The organism is Pedococcus sp. P1_H8 (genome assembly GCF_056405175.1).
This window is the reverse complement of record NZ_JBFUCP010000386.1, coordinates 1-388: the sequence shown is the minus strand read 5'-3', so window position 1 is coordinate 388 and position 388 is coordinate 1. Positions and strand designations below refer to the sequence as shown.

General features: G+C 71.1%; 1 protein-coding gene. It reads left to right on the top strand.

The genetic code is table 11. The annotated features are described in order from the left end of the window. On the top strand, positions 1–388 hold a 388-nt coding region (locus tag AC1DYG_RS20485), incomplete at both ends, for a solute carrier family 23 protein (protein WP_477641670.1).

Genomic DNA, 388 nt, shown 5'->3' with positions numbered 1-388 from the left:
CCGGATCGGGGTGCCACACCTGCGCGGGCCGTCGTTCGACTGGTCGGTCATCGCGCTGGCGCTGCCCGTCGTGATCGTGCTGATCGCCGAGAACGTCGGCCACGTCAAGGCGGTGGCAGCGATGGCCGGCCGCAACCTCGACGACATGGCCGGCAACGCGTTGATCGCCGACGGGCTCGCGACCACCCTCGCCGGTGCCGGCGGTGGCTCCGGCACCACCACCTACGCGGAGAACATCGGCGTGATGGCGGCAACGCGCGTCTACTCGACGGCCGCCTACTGGGTGGCCGCCGTGACCGCTGTGGTGCTGGCGTTCTCGCCGAAGTTCGGCGCACTGGTGTTCACCGTGCCGGACGGCGTGATCGGCGGCGCGACCCTGGTGCTGTAC